At 46.0% G+C, this 21,186-nt stretch carries 23 protein-coding genes; 14 read left to right on the forward strand and 9 right to left on the reverse strand.

Going from position 1 to position 21,186, the window contains the following annotated elements; all coding sequences use genetic code 11:
* Window positions 1–14 precede the first annotated feature (14 nt).
* The 4 genes from cbiD to QUB11_RS00395 all read left to right on the forward strand — a co-directional run bounded on the left by cbiD (window position 15) and on the right by QUB11_RS00395 (window position 4,891).
* Window positions 15–1,172 (forward strand): cobalt-precorrin-5B (C(1))-methyltransferase CbiD, encoded by a 1,158-nt coding sequence (gene cbiD, locus QUB11_RS00380; protein WP_333198995.1) that lies wholly within the window; start codon window positions 15–17, stop codon window positions 1,170–1,172.
* Window positions 1,173–1,504: 332 nt separating this feature from the next.
* On the forward strand, window positions 1,505–3,118 hold the full coding sequence (guaA, locus tag QUB11_RS00385) for a glutamine-hydrolyzing GMP synthase (protein ID WP_445300749.1): 1,614 nt from the start codon (window positions 1,505–1,507) through the stop codon (window positions 3,116–3,118).
* Between the two features lie 512 nt (window positions 3,119–3,630).
* Window positions 3,631–3,846, forward strand: coding sequence for a hypothetical protein (locus QUB11_RS00390; RefSeq protein WP_333198733.1), 216 nt, complete (start codon window positions 3,631–3,633; stop codon window positions 3,844–3,846).
* A 148-nt stretch (window positions 3,847–3,994) separates the two neighbouring features.
* Window positions 3,995–4,891, forward strand: coding sequence for a pirin family protein (locus tag QUB11_RS00395; RefSeq protein WP_333198735.1), 897 nt, complete (start codon window positions 3,995–3,997; stop codon window positions 4,889–4,891).
* A 201-nt stretch (window positions 4,892–5,092) separates the two neighbouring features.
* On the opposite strand, the gene QUB11_RS00400 is transcribed toward QUB11_RS00395, so the two are convergent.
* From QUB11_RS00400 to QUB11_RS00415, 4 genes are all read right to left on the reverse strand, one after another.
* Window positions 5,093–5,668 (reverse strand): TIGR04376 family protein, encoded by a 576-nt coding sequence (locus tag QUB11_RS00400; protein WP_333153115.1) that lies wholly within the window; start codon window positions 5,666–5,668, stop codon window positions 5,093–5,095.
* Between the two features lie 335 nt (window positions 5,669–6,003).
* Window positions 6,004–7,242 (reverse strand): hypothetical protein, encoded by a 1,239-nt coding sequence (locus QUB11_RS00405; protein WP_333198737.1) that lies wholly within the window; start codon window positions 7,240–7,242, stop codon window positions 6,004–6,006.
* Between the two features lie 454 nt (window positions 7,243–7,696).
* Window positions 7,697–7,849 carry a hypothetical protein gene (locus QUB11_RS00410; protein ID WP_333198739.1) on the reverse strand — a complete coding sequence of 51 codons (153 nt, stop codon included), beginning with the start codon at window positions 7,847–7,849 and terminating at the stop codon, window positions 7,697–7,699.
* Between the two features lie 77 nt (window positions 7,850–7,926).
* The gene (locus tag QUB11_RS00415; RefSeq protein WP_333198741.1) at window positions 7,927–9,852 is read right to left on the reverse strand and encodes an ABC-F family ATP-binding cassette domain-containing protein; all 1,926 of its coding nucleotides are present in this window, start codon (window positions 9,850–9,852) and stop codon (window positions 7,927–7,929) included.
* Between the two features lie 164 nt (window positions 9,853–10,016).
* Between QUB11_RS00415 and QUB11_RS00420 the strand changes: the two genes are divergently transcribed.
* The 6 genes from QUB11_RS00420 to QUB11_RS00445 all read left to right on the forward strand — a co-directional run bounded on the left by QUB11_RS00420 (window position 10,017) and on the right by QUB11_RS00445 (window position 12,616).
* Complete coding sequence (locus QUB11_RS00420) at window positions 10,017–10,787, forward strand: hypothetical protein (protein ID WP_333198743.1); 771 nt, start codon at window positions 10,017–10,019, stop codon at window positions 10,785–10,787.
* A gap of 42 nt (window positions 10,788–10,829) precedes the next feature.
* Entirely contained in the window at window positions 10,830–11,072 is a 243-nt protein-coding gene (locus QUB11_RS00425) for a DUF433 domain-containing protein (RefSeq protein WP_333198745.1), read from the forward strand.
* Window positions 11,056–11,430, forward strand: coding sequence for a DUF5615 family PIN-like protein (locus QUB11_RS00430; protein ID WP_333198747.1), 375 nt, complete (start codon window positions 11,056–11,058; stop codon window positions 11,428–11,430). The genes QUB11_RS00425 and QUB11_RS00430 overlap by 17 nt, the downstream gene beginning before the upstream one ends.
* Window positions 11,431–11,552: 122 nt before the next feature.
* Window positions 11,553–11,936, forward strand: coding sequence for a hypothetical protein (locus tag QUB11_RS00435; RefSeq protein WP_333198749.1), 384 nt, complete (start codon window positions 11,553–11,555; stop codon window positions 11,934–11,936).
* Entirely contained in the window at window positions 11,926–12,273 is a 348-nt protein-coding gene (locus QUB11_RS00440; RefSeq protein ID WP_333256389.1) for a DUF5615 family PIN-like protein, read from the forward strand. The genes QUB11_RS00435 and QUB11_RS00440 overlap by 11 nt, the downstream gene beginning before the upstream one ends.
* Before the next feature lie 67 nt (window positions 12,274–12,340).
* Entirely contained in the window at window positions 12,341–12,616 is a 276-nt protein-coding gene (locus QUB11_RS00445) for a nucleotidyltransferase family protein (protein WP_333198753.1), read from the forward strand.
* A gap of 121 nt (window positions 12,617–12,737) precedes the next feature.
* Here QUB11_RS00445 and QUB11_RS00450 read toward each other — a convergent pair whose 3' ends face one another.
* Window positions 12,738–12,851 (reverse strand): helix-turn-helix transcriptional regulator, encoded by a 114-nt coding sequence (locus tag QUB11_RS00450; RefSeq protein ID WP_333199000.1) that lies wholly within the window; start codon window positions 12,849–12,851, stop codon window positions 12,738–12,740.
* A gap of 469 nt (window positions 12,852–13,320) precedes the next feature.
* Between QUB11_RS00450 and QUB11_RS00455 the strand changes: the two genes are divergently transcribed.
* Window positions 13,321–13,692 (forward strand): DUF4342 domain-containing protein, encoded by a 372-nt coding sequence (locus QUB11_RS00455; RefSeq protein WP_333198755.1) that lies wholly within the window; start codon window positions 13,321–13,323, stop codon window positions 13,690–13,692.
* Between the two features lie 210 nt (window positions 13,693–13,902).
* Here QUB11_RS00455 and QUB11_RS00460 read toward each other — a convergent pair whose 3' ends face one another.
* The 3 genes from QUB11_RS00460 to QUB11_RS00470 all read right to left on the reverse strand — a co-directional run bounded on the left by QUB11_RS00460 (window position 13,903) and on the right by QUB11_RS00470 (window position 16,076).
* Window positions 13,903–15,234 carry a serine hydrolase gene (locus QUB11_RS00460; RefSeq protein WP_333198756.1) on the reverse strand — a complete coding sequence of 444 codons (1,332 nt, stop codon included), beginning with the start codon at window positions 15,232–15,234 and terminating at the stop codon, window positions 13,903–13,905.
* Between the two features lie 291 nt (window positions 15,235–15,525).
* Window positions 15,526–15,858 (reverse strand): hypothetical protein, encoded by a 333-nt coding sequence (locus tag QUB11_RS00465; protein ID WP_006633666.1) that lies wholly within the window; start codon window positions 15,856–15,858, stop codon window positions 15,526–15,528.
* A 44-nt stretch (window positions 15,859–15,902) separates the two neighbouring features.
* A complete protein-coding gene (locus tag QUB11_RS00470; protein WP_333153126.1) occupies window positions 15,903–16,076 on the reverse strand; it encodes a hypothetical protein in 174 nt (57 codons plus the stop codon).
* A 276-nt stretch (window positions 16,077–16,352) separates the two neighbouring features.
* Between QUB11_RS00470 and QUB11_RS00475 the strand changes: the two genes are divergently transcribed.
* The 3 genes from QUB11_RS00475 to QUB11_RS00485 all read left to right on the forward strand — a co-directional run bounded on the left by QUB11_RS00475 (window position 16,353) and on the right by QUB11_RS00485 (window position 20,259).
* Window positions 16,353–18,218: an AAA-like domain-containing protein gene (locus tag QUB11_RS00475; RefSeq protein WP_333198758.1), complete on the forward strand. Its 1,866-nt coding sequence runs from the start codon at window positions 16,353–16,355 to the stop codon at window positions 18,216–18,218.
* A gap of 117 nt (window positions 18,219–18,335) precedes the next feature.
* A complete protein-coding gene (locus tag QUB11_RS00480) occupies window positions 18,336–19,286 on the forward strand; it encodes a phytanoyl-CoA dioxygenase family protein (RefSeq protein ID WP_333198760.1) in 951 nt (316 codons plus the stop codon).
* A 373-nt stretch (window positions 19,287–19,659) separates the two neighbouring features.
* Complete coding sequence (locus QUB11_RS00485) at window positions 19,660–20,259, forward strand: Uma2 family endonuclease (protein ID WP_333198762.1); 600 nt, start codon at window positions 19,660–19,662, stop codon at window positions 20,257–20,259.
* A 13-nt stretch (window positions 20,260–20,272) separates the two neighbouring features.
* On the opposite strand, the gene QUB11_RS00490 is transcribed toward QUB11_RS00485, so the two are convergent.
* The gene (locus QUB11_RS00490; protein WP_333198764.1) at window positions 20,273–21,031 is read right to left on the reverse strand and encodes a 5-formyltetrahydrofolate cyclo-ligase; all 759 of its coding nucleotides are present in this window, start codon (window positions 21,029–21,031) and stop codon (window positions 20,273–20,275) included.
* Between the last annotated feature and the right edge of the window lie 155 nt (window positions 21,032–21,186).

A 21,186-nucleotide genomic window follows, 5' to 3' on the forward strand; every position in this document is an offset into this window, starting at 1 on the left:
TTCTGCATTTGAGCGTGACCAAAACTCAACCTTTATCGGGGTATACATTGCCAGTATTTGCCTGTGCGGCGGCACTTGCAGCTTTGCGGTGCTTACGCGCAGGTATTCAGTCTCTAGATAGCGTATCAGTAAATTTACTGGAACCGCAAATAACAGCAGAAATTCCGATCGAACAGGCGTCTGTACTCAAAACTGGTACCGCTTTGGGCGTGACTCGCTCCGATCCGGGGGACAATCTCGATCTGACTCGCAATACCCCCGTTTGGGCAATGGTGGAATTGGGGAATTGGGAAGAGGGACAGAGGGAGAGAGAGGGAGAGAATCGGGGAGAGGGAGAGCAGATTGTGATTCTCGGCGGTGAAGGTATAGGGCGTCACACAGTCGGTGGAGGGGCGGCGATCTATGATTACGCAATGCGGCTGCTGCGATCGAATCTGAGCCGAGAACTCGCACGGGGAGAAAAAATTACTGTCACCCTGATTCTGCCGTCTGGGCGGCAACTAGCCACCCGCACTTCTAACGAAGCTTTCGGCGTGGTAGAAGGACTTTCGCTGCTGGGTACAACTGGCATTTCTCAGCCGCTGAGTGCCCCTGGACAGTTGGAAGTTTACCGCGAACAACTGCAACAAAAAGCCGAACTGTTTGACTGTTTGGTTTTCTGCATCGGCGAAAACGGCTTGGATTTGGCGCGACAACTGGGGATTAATCCTGATAGGCTCGTCAAAACCGCTAACTGGCTCGGCCCGCTGCTGGTAGAGGCCGGATATCAGGGCGTGCAGTCAATTTTGCTGTTTGGCTATCACGGGAAACTGATGAAATTGGCGGCGGGAATTTTTCACACTCACCACCACCTCGCTGACGGGCGCAGGGAAATTCTCACAGCTTACTGTGCTAAGGCCCGAATGCCTGCCGATGCGTGTTCCGCAATTTTTGCCGCAGCGACAGCCGAAGATGCTCTGGGGCAACTGCGGGCTTTGGACGGCGAGTTTGGGAGCAATTGGGTCGATCGAATTTACGGCGACATCGCCCGACAAATAGACTTGCGCTCATCGGATTGCATTTTTACTCACACTAACTTGCACATCCCCGTGGGCTCGGTCATGTTCGGGCGCGATCGCAAAATTATTGTTAAAAGTGACATAGGAGATACATTTTTGACCCAAATTTGTTAATCTAGTGTGAATATCCCTGAATTCTGTTTAAAACATCGCTCAGGGATAATATTTAACAAGTAATAATTCTTTGTCCCTAGACCTTAATTATACTAGGTTGCTTCGGGAAGTTATTTCTGAAGCAAGAATTCAATTAATTAGGGTAAGGATCGAAGTAAATCTATGGCCCTGTACCCGATTAATCGACTAACATCGCTGACGGCAATCTAGTATCAATAAGATTTATTCCTAGCGACCAATGGTTCCTAGCCTTCCTTAGAATTGTACTGAGAGCGCGACAAATACCTCCCCTACTTTCTGCCCAATTAGCAATTAGCAATTACGCAATAACCGTGACTACTAAAATAGAAACTGAATCCGTTCTCACAAACTCTTTAATGCAGCAGATTGATCGCCAGATCATCGTGATTCTCGACTTCGGTTCGCAATATTCCGAACTGATTGCTCGTCGAATTCGCGAAACTCAAGTATATTCAGAAGTTATTTCTTACCGGACTACGGCAGAACAGTTAAAAGCTATCAATCCTAAAGGAATTATTCTTTCAGGAGGCCCGAGTTCTGTATACGATGAAAAAGCACCCCACTGCGACCCAGAAATTTGGAATTTGGGAATACCGGTGTTGGGAGTGTGTTACGGGATGCAGTTGATGGTAAAGCAGCTCGGAGGCACAGTTGAACGGGCTAAGTTAGCCGAATACGGCAAGGCATCGCTATTTATTGACGATCCTACAGATTTGCTGACAAATGTCGAAGAAGGCAGCACGATGTGGATGAGCCACGGAGACTCCTGTACTCAACTGCCGACGGGTTTTGAGATCCTCGCTCACACTGACAATACTCCGTGTGCTGCTGTGGCTCACCACGAGAAAAATTTGTACGGGGTTCAGTTTCACCCCGAAGTAGTTCACTCGATCGGGGGAATAGCTTTAATTCGCAATTTTGTTTACCACATTTGCGAGTGCGAACCGACTTGGACGACTGCTACTTTTGTGGAGGAATCGATTCGCGAAATTCGCGCACAAGTGGGAGACAAACGAGTTTTGCTGGCTCTATCGGGCGGTGTAGATTCTTCTACTTTGGCTTTCTTGCTGCATAAGGCGATCGGCGACAAACTTACCTGTATGTTTATCGATCAAGGGTTTATGCGGAAGTATGAACCAGAACGGTTGGTAAAATTATTTAAAGAGCAATTCCACATTGACGTTGAGTATGTTAATGCTCGCGAACGCTTTTTAGCTCAACTTGAAGGGATAACCGATCCTGAAGTAAAACGCAAGCGGATAGGTCACGAATTTATCAACGTATTTGAAGAAGAATCGAAGCGTCTGGGCCCCTTCGACTACCTCGCCCAAGGTACTCTTTATCCTGATGTGATTGAGTCGGCTGACACTAATGCAGATCCGAAAAGTGGCGAGCGAGTTGCTGTTAAAATTAAAAGCCACCACAACGTCGGCGGTTTGCCGAAAGATTTGCGATTTAAGCTGATTGAACCGCTGCGAAAACTGTTTAAGGATGAGGTGCGAAAAGTCGGCCGGTCGATCGGGCTTCCCGAAGAAATCGTAAACCGACAACCTTTCCCTGGCCCGGGATTGGCGATTCGGATTATCGGAGAAGTTACCTCCGAGAGACTAAATATTTTGCGGGATGCTGACTTCATTGTTCGCCAAGAAATTAACCGGCACGGATTGTACGGTGAACTTTGGCAAGCTTTTGCAGTTTTGCTACCGATTCGCAGTGTAGGCGTGATGGGCGATCAGCGCACTTATGCTTACCCGATCGTCTTGCGATTTATTAAGAGTGAAGACGGGATGACGGCTGACTGGGCGCGGGTTCCTTACGATTTGTTGGAACTGATCTCGAATCGGATTGTGAATGAGGTTAAGGGGGTGAACCGGGTAGTTTACGATATTACTTCTAAGCCACCGGGAACGATCGAGTGGGAGTGATTTCTAGTTAGCGATTAAGTAGGCGGACTAATTTTTTTGTCTGTCTACTTATTTTGATTTTGGATAATAAGTCAACAGTCGTTACTTGTTGACAAGTGATTGAAGAAGAGGTAGTTCTTCCTATGAAGGTCTGAAACATTTGCACAGCAAGAGGTTCAGACTCGTGAAAAACGAAAATTATCACTGTGACACTTGAAGGGCCGAAGGTTGGTTCTAACTGACATCTTGCACCATTCTCGATAAGCATTTTAGGAACAGGCTGGACGGCCTGTTCCACAAGAAAATTCACTCTTTGTGGAACAGGCCGGAGAGCCTGTTCTTGAGAAGGGTGCAAGATGTGGGTTCTAATTGTTCCACCGCTGCATAGGTTTCAATGTTGTGACTTCGATCACTGGTAACACGGACTTGGTTCACCCAATATTTTCAGTATTATCACGGAAAAAAACCAGCACCATCACTTGCTCTTAGAAGAAACCACGAGATGATTAAGGTGTCGAGTTCAAAACAATCCCATGTATCCAGTTAATCTTCTCCCCGGCGCTATCAACGAATTAATTGCCACTGTCACCGATACTCACTGCGTTACCAAGGCTGACCGCTACGGCATGATGGCCGCCATCCTCGATGAGTCCATCAGTGAAGAAGAACGTGGCTCACTCGATCGTCTGATTCGCTCCCTGGTCAAAGGTAGGATTCAAGTCAGTGATGAACTCTCCATCGTCTCGTAAGCAGAAAGCTCGTTGAGAACTCGACACTCTACAACGGCTTTCCGTTGGGGAAGTTTAAACAAGTCACGCTATACAACTCTCTAGGGATAGCTTTTTGTATAATGCACTTTTGAGATAGACGATTAGCGTTCCCAACTTCATAAACATTATGACGGATAGCATCCAGCATCTCATTGAGCCACACATTCAAGATTTGGGTGGATTCCAAGCCCGTCGCTTGCTTCCCTCAGACGTTTTAGCACTGGTAGGCCCGTTCATCTTTTTTGACCATCTGGGCCCTGCGGTGTTTCCACCCGGCCGGGGCGTGGATGTCAGACCGCATCCGCACATCAACTTAGCAACCGTCACCTACCTGTTTGAAGGTGTTTTGCTGCATCGTGATAGTGTGGGCAGCGTTCAAGAAATCCGTCCCGGTGCGGTGAACTGGATGACAGCAGGGCGAGGAATTGTCCACTCCGAACGCACGCCCGATGACGATCGCAGCAAAGAAGCCATCCTGCATGGCATCCAAACCTGGATAGCCCTTCCCGATGAATACGAAGAAACCGACCCCTGGTTTCGGCATCATCCGGCAACTGAACTGCCTGTTTGGGAGGATGCAGGAGTTTCGTTCACCCTAATTGCCGGTGAGGCATACGATCGCACTTCCCCAGTTCAAATATTTTCACCCATGATTTATCTGGACGTGCAAGTGACTGCTGGAAGAGAATTTACCTTACCGGGCAATTACAGCGAACAGGCGGTTTACAGCGTAACAGAGGGGCTTGCGATCGATGGAGTGCCTCTGGAACAACATCGGTTAGCGGTTCTAAATTCCGGCACTGAAGTAAAGATTTCTGCTTCAGGCAAGGCTCGTTGTATTGTGATTGGCGGTGAACCTGTTGGTGAGCGGCATAAGTGGTGGAATTTTGTTTCGAGTCGGCACTCGCGCATTGAGCAAGCTAAACTCGATTGGAGAGAGGGACGGTTTGCTCAGGTTCCTCAAGAGACAGAGTTTATTCCGCTGCCTGAAGAGCCACCTTCTCAAGCAGAGCAACCGTTGTGAATAACCACAGCGATTTAACTTGAAAAACTGTTTTTTGATGCAGAATTTGTCTTTTTTACTCTAATCTTCACGGATATTATTTCAAAATCGGCGTTGCTTAATCAGGGTATGAAAAAAATCAGTGGGAAATCGGGAAGCTTTGTGGCTACTGGTTTATATGACTTGCATATTGAGCCTTTCATACCGTAAATCAGCAACGCCCTATCTGCCTATATTCCGCTTCATTCGATCGAGTTCTTCGTCTGCTTCCCAGCGTTGAAACTTTTCTTCTAAAGGATCTGCAGCCGTAAAACTGTTATAATTAGAACTCTGATTCCAACCCTTTGTATCCCAATTCTGCTCTGTTTTAGTGGTAGTGCGAGTTGCAGCTTCGGCCGCTTTTGCTCGGACTTCTTTTCGCCGTACTTGAATTTGGCGGTACAGTTCTTTTGCTTTTTCAATCCGTTCTTTGCAGCCTTGCATTTGACCCCAGCGCTGATTTCCCTGACGCAGCAAAGCTGCTTGCCGCTCTTGGGCTGCTTGAGCTAAATCCAGCCTTTGAGCAGCTTTAGCTTTGTTGATGCGATCGTTCCAGCGCTGAATTTCTTGGGCGGCGGAGAGAATTTCGGCTTGCAGTTTTTTCTCTTGTTTTTGGATATCGAGAATCAGCCGCAGAGTGTCTTCTTCTTGTTCCTTCAGTTGTTCTTCTATTGCCTGCAATTCCAGATGGGGATTGCTACGCAAAAATTCTTCTAATCGGGTTTCTAGAAAGCGGCTGAAATCATCAAATAAGCCCATTTTTTATATGTCCTCAGTCATCAGTTATGAGTCATTAGTCATTGGTCATTAGTTATTAGTCATTGGTTCTTAGTCACAGGAGATCGATTATCGAGCCTGAGTTGTTAGTTATAGCAGAAGAAAGTTCGGCAACGAATTGGGGAAGCGATTTAACGGATAGAAGGAAGAAGCAATAAGAGCAATGGTTTCAGCAATTAAGAACGTCTTGGCGGTTCCTATATTATAACTGTTTTCACTGCTCGTGATATACAGCCCGATCGCTGCCCATTACTGATTACCGATGACCTAACTCATAACTAATGACTGATAACTAATGACTCATAACTGATGACTGATTAGAACTTTTGGCCGACAAAAACCGATCGCACATCTCCTCCCTTGCGGATAACGGCTTCTTGATTTTTGATTTCTGCCAGCGTCCAACCGCTAGCGCCAATGCTTTCGCCCACATAAATTCTGCGGGCTACGCCATCTACTTCAAACAAAGCAGCCGATCGATCGCCCAACTCCAAAATCCCTACCAACGTGTGCGCGGAAGTCGGGGCGCTGCTGACGGCCGGTGCGGATTGCTCCGGTGCGGGCGCGGATTGCTGGGCTGCAGGCGCTGGTGCCGGTTCGGTTTCGCGAGCCAAAATCTTTGGCTGGGGAGACTCCGAGGGGGAAGGGGAAGCGGCGAGGGGATCTCGATTTCCCGCAGCGGCGAGCGCACGACCGGAGGCTGGAGCAGCAGGCGAGGGGGAAACTGCCGCGGTTTGAGGAGCAGCCGGAGCAGCCGGAGCAGCCGGAGCAGCAGCCACCTGAGCAGGCGGAGCTACAGTCACCTGAGCGGGGGGAGGGATCACTACGATTTGGGGTGCTGGTGCTCCCGGCTGTGCACCGGCTTGTTCTAGGGCATCAGCGATGCGGTTGACTGCGGTCGAAAGGCCTGCGGTTGCGGGCGGCGCGCCGGAAATTTGAATGCTCGGCAGCGTCCCTGGGGTGGGGGCTGCGGGAACTCCTGCAAGTTGGGGGTTAGCTTGGGGTGCTTTTTTTTGTTCGATCGCTTCTAGCGAGCGCTGCACGTATTCGACAAACGGGGTGTCAGGTGCTGTTTTGCCACTTGCTACCGGCCTCTGTGGTGCGGGGGCGGCGGGCAAGCGCACGAGTCCCGACCTGCTTGCGAGCCATAACCCCATGACTAGCAGCAGCGACCCACATGCTGCTCCCAGCAGGATTCTGTCGAATGATTGTTTGGACTGCTGTTTTTTGGTTGTTTCTAGGGCGACTTGGCGGGCGATCGCTTCTACGTCTTTTTCGCCCCGCTGCGACTGGGGGGGTGCCAACTGCGACAAAACTATTTGAGGTACCGAGATCGACTTGAGGGCCACGAATTCAGGCTGCACTGGTTCCGATGGCAGTCCGCCGCTGCCGTCGAATGCTCGATCGACTCCTTCAAACAGTTCGTCCATCAACCGATCTGCGTAGGACTCTACTGCCACTGCTTCGGCTGGCACTGTTTCCACCGTCGCCCTCACGGCGATCGGCTCTGACGCTGATTCCAAAGACATCTGTTCGGCGATTACTTTTTGAGGCATAGTTTTCTGTTTGCTCCCGCTCCTCGACAACCCTGAGATTCTCAACTATCAGACTTCTACAGGATACTTGTGATGTTGACCAATTCTTGGCTCAGAACAGGTCAATTGTATCTCACCCATCACCATATTTTTAGTCCTCGGCCAACTTACTTTGCCCGATCGGCTTTTGTTTTACCTGTTTTGGGCTTTTTCGCCCCTGTTTTGTGCTGCCAGTCTTATTTGCTTACCCTGACTTTTACTGCACATTCTACTGCTTTTGTCAACCCCACCCTCCGGGGCTTCGCAGTTTTTGACACACAGCTTTACTTGAGGCGATCGCAAAAAAAGCGGGTTTTTTGTCGCTGTTTCCGATCTCATTGCAGCTTTGACAAGGATTTCAGAGTTTTACCCGTCTTAAGTTTGTTGGTCAGTTTGCTTGACATTAGTAACAGGTAACTTATTTTATAACTTTAATCTACATAGCTTCATCACACTTAGGTAATAAATTCTCCAAGGTTGCCAAACCGTCGGCTAAATAAGAATTATTCCTAATATTTTTTTGCAAGACTATTTGCAATATGAAAATAAAAAACTCTTGAAATTTGTCAATATATATTCGTTTCAGCATGGGATTTTTTCCGCCATCATTCCTCTAGCTCCTGCCATTGTTAGCAGGAGCTAAACACAACACTCGGACAACCCAAATTAACCCACCCGTTCCGCCAATTCCAACCAGCGCTCAGTCGCATGATCGATCTGCTGCGTCAACTGAGCTAAACGATCCGATAACTTCTTTACCTCCGCAAATCCGCTCGGAGCATTGTTAGACAACCTCTTCTCAATCTCTTGTTTCTCAGCTTCCATCTGCGGAATTTGACTTTCTAATTGTTCGTATTCCCGCTTATCATTGAAGGAAATTTTGGTAGATTTTTGAGTGGAGCTTTGGGATTTTGAATTATTAGATTCAGCCGCCGTGCGTGTAAGTTTTTCTTTTTCTTTTTGCCCTTTGAGTTCCTTGGCTTCTTCCGCTTTTTTGTAATCTAAATACACCGAATAATTGCCGGGATACAAGCGCAAATTGCCCCCAGGCTCCAAGGCGAAAACCATGTCGATCGTGCGATCGAGAAAATAGCGATCGTGGGACACCACAATCACGCAGCCGTTAAAATCTTCGAGATAATCCTCCAAAACCGCCAAAGTCTGCACGTCTAGGTCGTTTGTCGGTTCATCCAAAATCAGGACGTTCGGCGCACTCATCAGCACTTTCAACAGAAATAACCGGCGCTTTTCCCCGCCCGAAAGTTTGTTAATCGGTGCATACTGTTGGTTCGGTGGAAACAGAAACTTTTCCAACATTTGAGAAGCGGTAATGATTTCCCCATCCGCCGTTTGCACCAATTCCGCCACACTTTTCAAGTATTCAATAACTCGCTGGTCTTCGTTCGGCGTCAAATCCTCTGAATGCTGGTCAAAATAACCGATATGAATGGTTGTACCAATTTCGACAGTACCCGAATCCGGCTGAATGCGTCCGGTGATGATATCCATCAGCGTCGATTTTCCTGCACCGTTGCAGCCAATAATTCCAATCCGGTCTTCGGGTGTGAAATTGTAGGTAAAATCTTTAATTAAAGTGCGATCGCCGTAAGCTTTAGAGATATTCAGTAACTCAATCACCTTCTTACCAATCCGGCGGCCGGCTGTGGCAATTTCGACTTTGCCGTTGGCTGTTTTGAACTCCTGGGCTCGCATATCTTTAATGCGATCGATCCGAGCTTTTTGCTTGGTACTGCGCGCCTTCGGCCCGCGTTTGAGCCATTCCAATTCGCGCCGCAATACACCCGCGTGTTTGCGAACACTGCTGGCGGCGGATTCTTCAGCTAGGGCTTTTTTCTCCAAGTAATAAGCGTAATTGCCAGCATAATTGTAAAGGTCGCCGCGATCGATCTCTAGGATGCGATTGGTAACGCGATCGAGAAAATAGCGATCGTGCGTAATCAGTAGCAAAGCACCGCGATAGCCGTTCAAATAGTTCTGCAACCACTCGACAGACAGCGCATCCAAGTGGTTTGTCGGTTCATCCATCAGCAACACATCGGGTTCCGACAATAAAGCCGTTGCTAAGGCAATTCGCTTGCGGTAGCCGCCGGACAAGTCGGCAATTTTCGCATCAAAATCCTCAATCCCCAACTTGGTCAAAATCAATTTTGCCTTGGTTTCCAAGTCCCACCCATCCACCTCATCAATGCGTTCAGATACCGCAGACAGACGCGCCATCAACTTGTCTGTATCGCCTTTGCCGTGGGAAAGTTGATCGGAAATTTCCTCGTATTCTCGCACTAAAGCCATTTGTTCGCCACTGTCGGCAAATACTTGCTCTAAGACAGTGTGATTTTCGTCTAAATCCGGCTGTTGGGGGAGATAGACAATTGTAGACCCTGGATTGACCCAGCGATCGCCAGAGTCGATCGACTCCAAGCCTGCAATCATTTTCAGCAGCGTTGATTTCCCGGAACCGTTAGTGCCGATGAGTCCGACTTTATCGCCTTCATCGAGGCTGAAGCTGGCATCTGTCAAGAGTTCCTTGATGCCGAAGTCTTTTTTGATCGATCGCAGAGTAAAAATAGTCATGAGTATATAAAATTATCTACCTAACTTTTGACATCGGTGAGCGAATTGCGGTATTTTAGGTTATATCATATATTGTAACGCATTTGTGACACAATTATAGAAACAATCTCGACTAAAAAAGTGAAGGTTCCAAATTAATTTCACACTTGACCCTTTGTTTTTCTATGATATCAGAAGTAGCACTATCAAAAAGGCGAGGTTTTCAGTTTATAGAACTGGAAGCAAATAAGGTTGGCATTCTTTTAGTCAAAGCTCCCATTGAATTAAGCAGTCCGGTGATTTCCCAAGTATTTGGTGGGAATTTAGAGCTAAACGTATGGGGTAAGCAGTATCATCCTAGTGATTGCTGGATGTCACTTATATATCAGTATCAAGGACATCCGTGGAGTATAGTTTTTCCAATCAATGTGTGTGTAAAGAGCAAGGTTTCTCAGGTGTCTGAGTTATTGAAAACTCGATGCCTTTATTTACAGAATGAAGATACATCAGGTAGTTCTGCGTATCAGCTATTTGAGAATGGTAAATGTATTGAAGAGTTCGAGTGGGGTGTAGATTACACCGAAGAGGTTTTTGAGATTTTACCCCAAGAGTTACCGGAATATGCAGAGGAAATGGAAGCGCGGGGTACGCCCATAGCCGACGGTTGGAACCCCAAGAAATGGGATATTTATATTGCCAGTGGTACTCATGTTGGTTACAAATTTCGCACTGAAGAATGCACGCTCAAAGTAACTGAAGATAGTTTAAAAGATCCGAGACTTTTTCTGGATTTTCTCCTGCGAAGACAAGATGCTTGGTTGCCTGATTATGAATACATCCCTTGGGGGGAAATTATCAAAGCTGAAAGTGCCAACGCTGACGATTTTGTGCGCGTAGACGGGATCAACAGAACGACTAAAATAGAGAGACCAACTCCACTTAACTGGGACACTTGATATGGTTTCGTCAGAACTAATCTTGAGGTTGCGAGGGTCAAAATGAAAATAGATCGTATTACAAGCAATCCAAAGCGGATGAACGGGCAACCATGTATTCGCGATCTTCGGCTTACTGTTCGTCGGGTGATCGAGTTGCTAGCAACTTATCCCGATCGAGAAGAACTACATCAAGAGTTTCCAGAACTAGAGGATGAAGATATCCGGCAAGCCCTAATTTTTGTATCCTCTTACCTTGACGATCGCATCATTGAGCTACCTAATCACTATGAAGCTGTTGCTTGACCAGGGATTACCACTTTCTGCGGCAGCATTATTACGTGATGCAGGTATCGACACCATCCATGTTGGTGAAATTGGTATGTCTCAAGCCGAAGATTCCGAAATCATCCAGAAAGCCAGAGAAGAGGAACGTGTGGTTGTTACACTCGATGCAGATTTTCATACATTGCTAGCACTTGATGAAGCAGCTTCTCCCTCAGTTATTCGCGTTCGGATTGAAAGGTTACGCGCCCAAGCATTAACGGATTTGCTGCTGATGGTAATTGCTGAGTGCGAGGAGGATTTAGAACAAGGATCGGCCATTTCGGTCGAGCCAAGCCGTATTCGTATTCGTCGTCTGCCACTCATACCGGATGTCTAAAAAATAGTCATCAGTATAAACAGTTATTTACCTGACCCTGATGCTCAAAAGGTTTATGTCAATCTCGATCGCCTTCCAATGTACTATAATTCAAATACCAACCTTTGTTGGAGTATTTTTTTATGTCCTTGCAAGAGCTTAAAGAAAAAGCCAGCCAACTATCAGTCAGCGATCGCCTGGCCCTGCTAGGTGCGATCGTTCAATCCCTGCAAAGTACACCAGAAATCTACAATTGGCAATATTTAGTTTCACGTCCTCATGCTTGGCGCAAACAACTTTACATTAAGGGACGTAAATTACTAGCATCGACTATTTGGGGAGACATGACTGCTAATGGGATGTCACCGGAACAAGCAGCCGAAAATTGGGATTTACCACTTTCTACTATCTATGAGGTGATTGATTACTGTGAGAATAATCAAGAACTTTTAAAATTAGAAGCAGACGAGGAACGCTATCGATTGGAAGTAAAAGGAGTCCAAGTTGAGCCTACGAATGCTGCTTGACGAAGATTCTCAAGCAAAGTATTTAGTCAATCTTCTTCAGGCAGCCGGTCACGATGTAGCCACAGTCAATACATTGGATTTAATGAATCATCCAGATTCAGTCGTGCTAGACGCTGCCAGAGAAAATGAGAGAGTGCTGCTTACACGCAATTGTGATGACTTTCAGCAGTTGCATCAAGCGAACCCAGAACATTCAGGAATTTTGGCAGTTTATCAAGATTCTGAGGCTTCTAAAAATATGAGTTATCAGGCGATTGTGAAGGCAATTGATAATTTAGAGACGGCAGAATGTGACCTCAATAATCAGTTTGTGGTTCTCAATCAATGGAGTTATTAATTTATCAGAAACCAGGAAGAGATTCTAGTTATTCACTTAGAATCTGCATAGATGACGAGGAGGCTGAATGAAAACCCCGATCGCCCTACCAATTGACCAAATCACCAAATTCTGCCAACAGTGGCAAATCATCGAACTCTCGCTCTTTGGTTCGATCCTTCGTGACGACTTTCATGCAGACAGCGACATCGATATCCTAGTGGCTTTTGCCCCCACGGCCGACTGGAGTTTACTCGATCGCGCCCAAATGCAGGAAGAACTCGAAGCAGTGCTAAGTAGACGAGTCGATCTAATCAGTAAACGGGCGATCGATCGCAGTTCCAACTGGATTCGCCGCCTTTGAAATTCTCTCTACTGCTCAAACTATTTATGTCAAATAGCTGCGATCGCGCTTCCTTAATCGATCGCTCTTTTTATTTCAACAACTGCTTCTGCCGTTTTACCCGTTGCGCGATCGAATATTGTTAGGGAGATGTGCCTATCAACTGCTTCAACAGATGGCTGAAATGAAATTGACTCATGCCCAGCAATTGAGCTAAACCTGCAAGCTTAATATCTTGATTCAGATGTTCGTTGATTTACTCAGTTTGCGTTTCTGATTTTATTGTACTTCGCCAGTGAGATCGCTATCTCTGGGGTGCTTTTGAGAACTGGCATTGCAAGCCCTAGCTTGATTGTGCCTAGATAGCAATCACTTTTGAAGTCATTGTAGAAATATAAAGTTTTAATTTTAATAATTTTCCCTGACTTTACTTCGCTTGGTGTCCAACTTAAAGATGCAACAGACAGCAGCCACCTTGAAATGGCTGGCATAGGCACCTTACTTGTATCTAGAGACGGGCAGTTTCAATAAGATCTTCTCTACCTTTAGGAAGAGATAAATCCGCCCCGATCTAACGCCACAAAAATAATCTTTTGAGTAAAAAGGCGGGGGTGGAAAGTACGAATGCAGATTGTAGGGTTTCCTTGCCTGTCATTCCCAAGTGCGATCGCCGAAGATAAGGGTATAGAAATTAAACGGCTGGTTTTCACCCGCCCTTACACAAAATGAACTCACAAATAGAACAACAAGTAACAATTCTACAAGACGAAACAGCAGCGGCAGGGAATTCAGCCAACCCAACAGTTGAAACTCATGTATTTGCCTCAGAATTTGCCACAGAGGAAAAAGTCAGAGTGGAAGAATTTAAGATTAGCGGCGACAGCCTAATTGGTAAAGTCAAAGAACTAATTCAGCAAGGAAAACTCCGCCGCCTCGTCATCAAAAACTCGCAAGGGCGGACTTTGGCAGACATTCCGCTGATGGCTGGATTGGTAGGCGGCGTTGCCGGCTCAGTAGTCTTTCCAATTGCTGCTGTACTTGCTACAGTGGGGGCAGTTGCGGCTCATTTGACTGTAGCAATTGAGCGCAAAGAATAGTCCTTAGTAATTAAAAATCTTCTCTTCAAGTCCGCGAACGCGGACTTTGTTTGTTTAGTAGCGATTTCAATCGCCGAATTGTCTGATCAACGTGAGATATTGCTTCTCAAGAACAGGCAAGATGCCTGTTCCACAAAGAGTAGATTTTCTTGTGGAAGGGGCCCCAGAGTCCGTTCAAAAGGCTGATTGACAATGGTGCAACATCTCAGATTAACGTAAATTATCCGGTACTCTCGCCGCAGGTTGGTCTAAATAATTGTAAACAATCCGCGAAATTCGACGCACAAAATCTCTCACAATCGGGTCATTGTAAGGACGTTTGACAAAGATTGCCGCTAAATAACGCTTACCGTTGGGCATATCAATAATTCCCGCATCGCCAACCACAAACCCGATATCTCCGGTTTTGTCAGCAATAACTGCACCGGGCCCCAAACCGGATGGCAAAAGCGTTCTAGTTGTTGTGTGCCGCAGTAATTCTAAAGCTTGTTCGCGACTCGATTCAGAGACTAATTTATCGCCAGACAGCATCGCCAGCAACTTTACCATATCCACAGAACTTGTGGTATTTGTTCCTTGAAAATCACCGAGCCAATTGCGAATTCTCGTATCAGTTAATCCCCAATTGCGAAAACGCTCGTTGAGTTTAGCAATTCCCCCCAAACGTTCAATAATCATGTTGGTGGCTGTATTGTCGCTGATGGTAATCATTTTATCTACGGTTTCTCTGATGCTAAACCGAGTGCCATTTGGTCTGTCTTGCATAGTTCCAGAACCGCTGGCAACTAAGTCGGGCTTCATAACTAATGTTTCGTCTAGGCTAACTTTGCCCGCGTCTACATCTTGATAAAAAGCAATCAGAATTGGTAGTTTGATGGTACTGGCGGCCGGAAATACTCGATCGCCCTTGATATCCAAATAGTTTCCTGTATCTAAATCCAGAAAAAACATTCCGGCGCTGAGGGATCTATACTGTGCGATCGCACTTTCGATTTGAGGCTTGATTGCGCTCATTTCGGAACCTGTTGAAATCCCCAAATCAGCGTCATAATTTCTCGGAGTGGCTGAAGAAGCAGTTAGGGGAACTTGACTGGGTTTTTGTTCTATCTGGGTAATAGGTGTTGGTTGCAAAAACTCGTTGCCCGCTATTTGCTCTGGATTTGGCAACTGAAATGACCAGCGCGTGGCAGATTCTCTAATGACTCGGACTTTTTGCGGGTCTAACTTATAACCGGGAGTTAATTGTATCACTAACCTGGTAGTTCCGGTGTCAAATTGCCCGACTCTAATTTGTTGAATAGCTGAATTGTAGCTTTGAGGAGTTTCGGGATATTCCAAAACTATTCCCGGTAAATCAATTACTAAGCGGGTGGGATTGGCGATTAGTTTAACTTCCGGCTGCACTCCTGAATCTGTGGTTAAATTGAGTTGGTTTTCGCGGGCATCGAAGTGCCAAGATGTTAGTGTATCAGCTTTTGCGGGCAGGGCGATCGAGAAAAGACTAAGGGCGGCCGGCAACAGCCATCGCAGTTTTAGAGTCATGTTTAAAGAGAAAAAGTGGAACGGCGGCAGCGATAAAGCGGCAGGAAAAACGTTATCAACCGCTTTCGAGATGAAGCACCTAGCATCATACAGTCAATTCTTGCCCCCAGCCGTATTTTTTTTATTTTCTCTGAGAGTATTCCGTTTCCGGGACTCATATCAAATCCGGTTCTATTACCCCTTTTTCTTCCTGTCTCGCGCAGGCGGACAAAACTTTGTACACTGGCGAATTCTCTTGGCAGAATTCTTATTTTGTAGGCACAAATTTTATTCGCCTTCGATGAATTCAAGTTAGGCGACTTCCCGATTTCTAGCATCTTCGAGGGAGTCGATCGCGGCTTTGAGAAAAACTTTTCCCTTAGCAACAAATCGGCGATCGCTCAAAGGATCGTAAGCTTCCCAATTACCGCTAACTTCGCGATCGCGCCACAAAAACCAGCAGCGGTAGATTTCCCCGCTATCTATATCATCGCACAAAGCCAGCCAATCATCCCCCGTGAGAGCGCTGGCATCTAATGCTACCAATTCCACCCACGCAAGTGCAGTGCAGGCATCGATCGCCTCAGCATCAACCGAGTCTGATTTTGTAGCTATAGGTTGCGGCGAACACAGTGTAGACTTCATAATTTCTCCTTAATTAAATTAAATCAATCAATCAATGAATTTGCCTATTTATGGAACTGACCCGGTACGCCAAGTGGAAAAACTGTGTTTTGATAAATTTCTGGTTGGTCAAATTTACCAGCGGCTGATGCTTCTGTTAAATTATTGAGTGTATTAATTGTGAAAATGGCGGCAGTTCCCAAAGCGGCCATTGCCAGTCTGTGTAAGATTTTGTTCATTTGGGTTCTCCTTTTTTGCTTCGTGTATCTACTCTAAAAAGTTAAATCGTCATTAGCGGCGGAGATTGGGGAGTTAAGAAAAACTTTTTCTCCTCAAATATATTCAACTGTTGAAGCCGTTATCAGGACAGAGTTTGAGGAGTCGATCGCCCCAAAAACCTCTTCAAGTAAAATCCCTTAAATTCCGGCTGGCTGACTATCTTCCTTAAAATCGCCTAAAATAGGGACTTAAGGCGTTAAAATTTCTAGATTCGTTCCCCTTTCAGTGCAAGCGAAGTGCTCAAGTCAAAACGCGATCGTGGTCGCATTCTCACTGCCTCTGGCTTAAAGAAACTTAACGAGGCGCTCCAAGAATGGTCTGACCGACATAACATTAGAGGTACTCTGACGGAAATCGAGGCTGAATCTGGCGTCGGTGCCGATACAGTCAGCAAAATTAAGCAGGGTAGAGAAGGTGCGGATTTGAGTAAAATTCGGCAGTTGTTCGCGGCTTTTGAGATGACTCTGGCTGCTAGCGACCATCGATCGGCTAAACTTGAGGAACCGGAAAATTTAGACGAGCTGGACAATTTGCCACCAGCGGGGGAAACAGCCACCAGCAGCAGAATTGTTAAAGTATTTGTCAGTTATCGCAGCGCCGAACCCGATCGCGAGTTGGGAAAACAGTTAGAAACGGCCTTAAGCGCGATCGGTCATACAGTTTTCACAGCAGAAAATAACATTAGATTAGGAGATAATTGGTTCGATCGCATTAATTTATTCCTCCAAGAATGCGATTATTTGCTGCTACTGTTACCGCCAACGGGAAACCAAAGCGAACTACTAACATATCAAGTTCAGCAAGCAAAAGAACTCCAAGACTCGCGCCATGACAAAAAACCAATAATTCTCCCCATCCGCGTCGGTTTCCCCCTGAACGCGCCTCTAAATCACGACTTGCGGGGCTATCTGTACCGCATCAAACAGAGGGAATGGAAAACCACCGCCGACACTCCAATTATTATCGAAGAAGTTCTGAATTTGCTAGCAGAAAAACCCGCACCGGTTACAGAACAAACGGAAGATTTAACACAAAAACAGCTATTAGAAATTAGCAGCGACGAAATACCTCTACCCGCCGCCGAACCAGAATTACCGGGAGGACAAGTCGATGTCGCTTCTCAATTTTATGTAGAACGCCCGCCCATCGAAGAACGCTGTTATCAAACTATTGTGCAGCCCAGCGCGTTAATTAGAATTAAAGCACCGAGACAAATGGGCAAAACTTCCTTGATGGCAAGAATTTTGCATCACGGAGCCCGTCAAGGCTATTGCACAGTGCCGCTAACTTTTCAGTTAGTAGATAAAGCCGTATTTGCCAACTTAGATAAATTCTTAAAGTGGTTTTGCGCTTACGTCGGGCGCGAGTTGCACTTACCCAATCAATTAGACGATTATTGGGACGAGATTTTTGGCAGCAAAGTCAACTGCAAAGATTACTTTGAAAAATATATTTTGCCGCAAATCGACAGTCCTTTAATTTTAGGATTAGACGAGATCGATCGCGTTTTCCAATATCCCGACATTGCCGAAGACTTTTTAGGACTGCTGCGGGCGTGGCACGAAGAATCGAAGCGGCGCGACATCTGGAAAAAACTGCGATTAATTGTAGTTCACTCCACCGAAGTTTACATCCCGATGAACATCAATCAATCGCCTTTTAACGTCGGACTGCCCGTAGATTTGCCCGAATTCAACTCTCAGCAAATACAAGATTTAGCAGCGCGCCACAACTTGAATTGGTCGGAGGCAGAAGTTGAGGATTTGATGGGAATTGTGGGCGGTCATCCGTATTTAGTGCGAGTTGCATTATATCACATTTCGCGATCGGGTTTGACACTCGATGAATTAAAAGAAACTGCGATCGCAGATGCGGGAATTTACAGCGACCATTTGCGCCGGCAGTTGTGGAATTTAGAAGAATATCCAGAGTTGGCGCAGGGGATGAGAGAGATTGTGGCGGCGGATTCTCCGGTGCAACTAAAGGCGATGCAGGCGTTTAAATTAGACAGTTTGGGGTTGGTGAGATTGCAGGGGAACGAGTGCGTGCCCAGGTGCGAACTGTATCGACAATATTTTAAAACTAATTGGGGAGTTAATTAATTGGAGATTTTAGCTCGTTAATGACGTAGAATCAGCAGTAGGGGGAAAGAGCAGCACAAATATCGCATCATGGCGATCCGGCTTTTCCCTGTGCAGTATCAACGTAAAATAGGATCGATGACTGAAGAAACCGTGACTCTGAGAAAGTCTCTTGACTTAGATAAATTAATTCCACTTCTGCCCCAAGCAGAAGATATTAACTACTGGCGCGAGCTCAACCCCAATTCAACTATTTCCGATCGACCATTTGAAGGCTTTTCAGAAGTGTCGGGAATCCAAAAAGCAGAAATTGACGAGTACAGGCTGCAACTGCGAGAAGAAGGCTATTTCCAAACACCTAGCGTAATACCTGCTGCGACTATTCACCAGATGCGCGACTGTATAGAAAATGTCCGAAAAGCCGGGTTTCCGACAATGTTTGCCCTCGTCTACGATGTCTTCTATCAAGCATTTGGTTACTTTAACTCAACCTTGACAGGAATTTTGGGAAACGGCTACAAGCTAGTTCCAAATTTTTGGGTTTATTACATAGAAACTTCTGACAGTGGCAAAGGATTTGAGCCTCACCGCGACGCCGAGTACGAAAATACTATAGACTCCAACGGTAGGCCGACAGTGCTTACTCTCTGGGTGACAATTACTGAGGCCAATCCCCTCAATTCATGTATGTACATGATTCCGGCAAACCGCGATCCAGAGTATGCTGAAGCTATCAAAAATCTCAAGACGAAAGCTACTAAATTTGCCTTGGAAGATATCCGGGCTTTACCGACACAAGCTGGTACTCTATCGTGCTGGGATCAATACGTTTTTCACTGGGGAAGCCGCAGCAGCAGTCGGGCTAAATCGCCTCGAATTAGCTATGCCGTATATTGTCAGCGAGGGGATATTCCACCAGTTGATGATGTGATTGTCGATATCCCATCAGTGCTTGATTTCCCAACGCGGTTATCTCTGATTTGCAGAGGTTTGTATCGCTATTCTTACGCCAGTTTACAGCCATCCCCACAGGCGGAAGCACTGTTAGATTTCTTGACGAAGCATACAACACCTCTTAAAAAGACTTAATATAATTTTCCTAAAAAGCCAGTCTTCTCAATTCCGGTTGCATAGGAATGATTTAACCGCAGAGGACGCAGAGGACGCAGAGTATCCAGAAGAGAGAGATGGGGATAACTAACGAGGATTTGGTATAATTTCTGTAATTAATAATCAGGTGAATGATACCCATGAACGATATTTTTTTGATAACATCCGATAATTGGCTAGATTGGATAGCCGTATTTGGTTATCTAGGTTTTACTGCTTTCATTGCATGGCGCGTGTTCACCACAAAGTAGATATATCATCAACTTACAGTCTTCTTCTGTCTTGCTTCGCGCCTTTGCGGTTCGTTAAAAAAACAGTAAAATAAGACAATAATCAACTCCCCCCTACAGTTATGCCGCCCGTCGAAACTGTTGCAGCAATTCCGAACGATCTGATTTGGCGCTTGAGCATCGAGCAGTATCATGCGATAATTCAAGCTGGCATTCTCACCGATGATGACTCTGTAGAATTGCTGGAAGGTTGGTTGGTTTTCAAAATGCCCAAAAATCCACCGCATCGAGTCACAACTCGTCTTGTCAGAACAGCTTTAGAGAATATTTTACCTGCGGGGTGGTATGTTGATTCCCAAGAACCGATAACGCTATCCAACAGCGAACCCGAACCTGATATAGTGGTTGTTCGAGGGGATACGCGGCAGTATCTCGATCGGCATCCGGGCGCTGAAGATATTGCCCTGATTATTGAAGTATCAGATACGACGCTTCAGCGCGATCGCACTGTCAAAAAACGGATTTATGCCCGCGCTGGAATTGCGATTTATTGGATTGTGAATCTTGTTGAAGGACTGGTTGAGGTGTACTCTCAACCTCTTGTTGAAGTTGAGCAGCCAGATTACAGTCAAAGGTTGGATTTTGGGCGATCGGCTGTTATACCGATTATTATTGAAGGGATAGAAATTGGGGCGATCGCTGTAGATGCTCTTTTGCCTTGATTGTGATTGAAAGCTATTTGTTATTGGTTAATTGCTCTCTCAACTTTCGCAAAATTGGTATTTTTTCCAACTGTTCCGGCCGTATACTATCCCAGTTTAACCCAATTGGACGCGGATAACTTGTATTAGTCTCAATTACCTCCTCAGCAGTAACAATCCAATTCAGCGCCCAATCGTGAGCTTGCATTGGCAAACGCAAATCTGAGACTATTTGCAAAGGATGCACTGTTGTTACAATTGGCGTATCGATTTGTACTAACCCGAATTCCTTCAACATAGCCAATTCCAAATCGGCAAAACCTGCACCTTTCCCGGTTCTTCCACCGCCCGGCCCTGCTGCTACGCACCCGACTATTACTAAATCAATCGGCTCCATTTCTGCAAAACTTACCAATGTTCCGCAACTCAGTGCTTGGCGGGCGATCGCACTTTCGGCAATTGATATATTTTGCCTCTGCAAATCCTCAGCAGTTAACTCAACAAAACAGCGATCGTCTGTCAATCGCGGCACTGCCATATACAGGCGTTTTCCCTCTTGCAAAGCTTGCATCCGCACCGGATTTTGCGCCGCATCTGGATTGCACTTAATCGTTTTTGCTTGTTGCCATATTGGTAAAGTTGCCAATCTTTCGGCAGCCACCTGTGCACCAACAAAGTTGGGAATATGACCAAACGGATCGCCAATAGATGCGGCTTGCTGAATCAGCAAAGACCAAATTTCAGATCTTAACTTGTCTTTGTCGTCGTTATATCCAGTCCAATCAGTTTTCATGCTGTAAGTAGAAGAAAGTTCGGCAACGGATTATGTAACGGATGTAACGGATGTAACGGATGTCAGGAATAAGGAAAAATGCTCATATAGCAACTTTTTTAGCCCTTTGTATCTGAGATTTAATTAAGTATATTTATTTATTGTGGTACAATTAA

Origin of the sequence: Microcoleus sp. B6-A1, from assembly GCF_036705085.1 — a bacterium.
In the GTDB taxonomy this organism is placed as follows: domain Bacteria; phylum Cyanobacteriota; class Cyanobacteriia; order Cyanobacteriales; family Microcoleaceae; genus Microcoleus.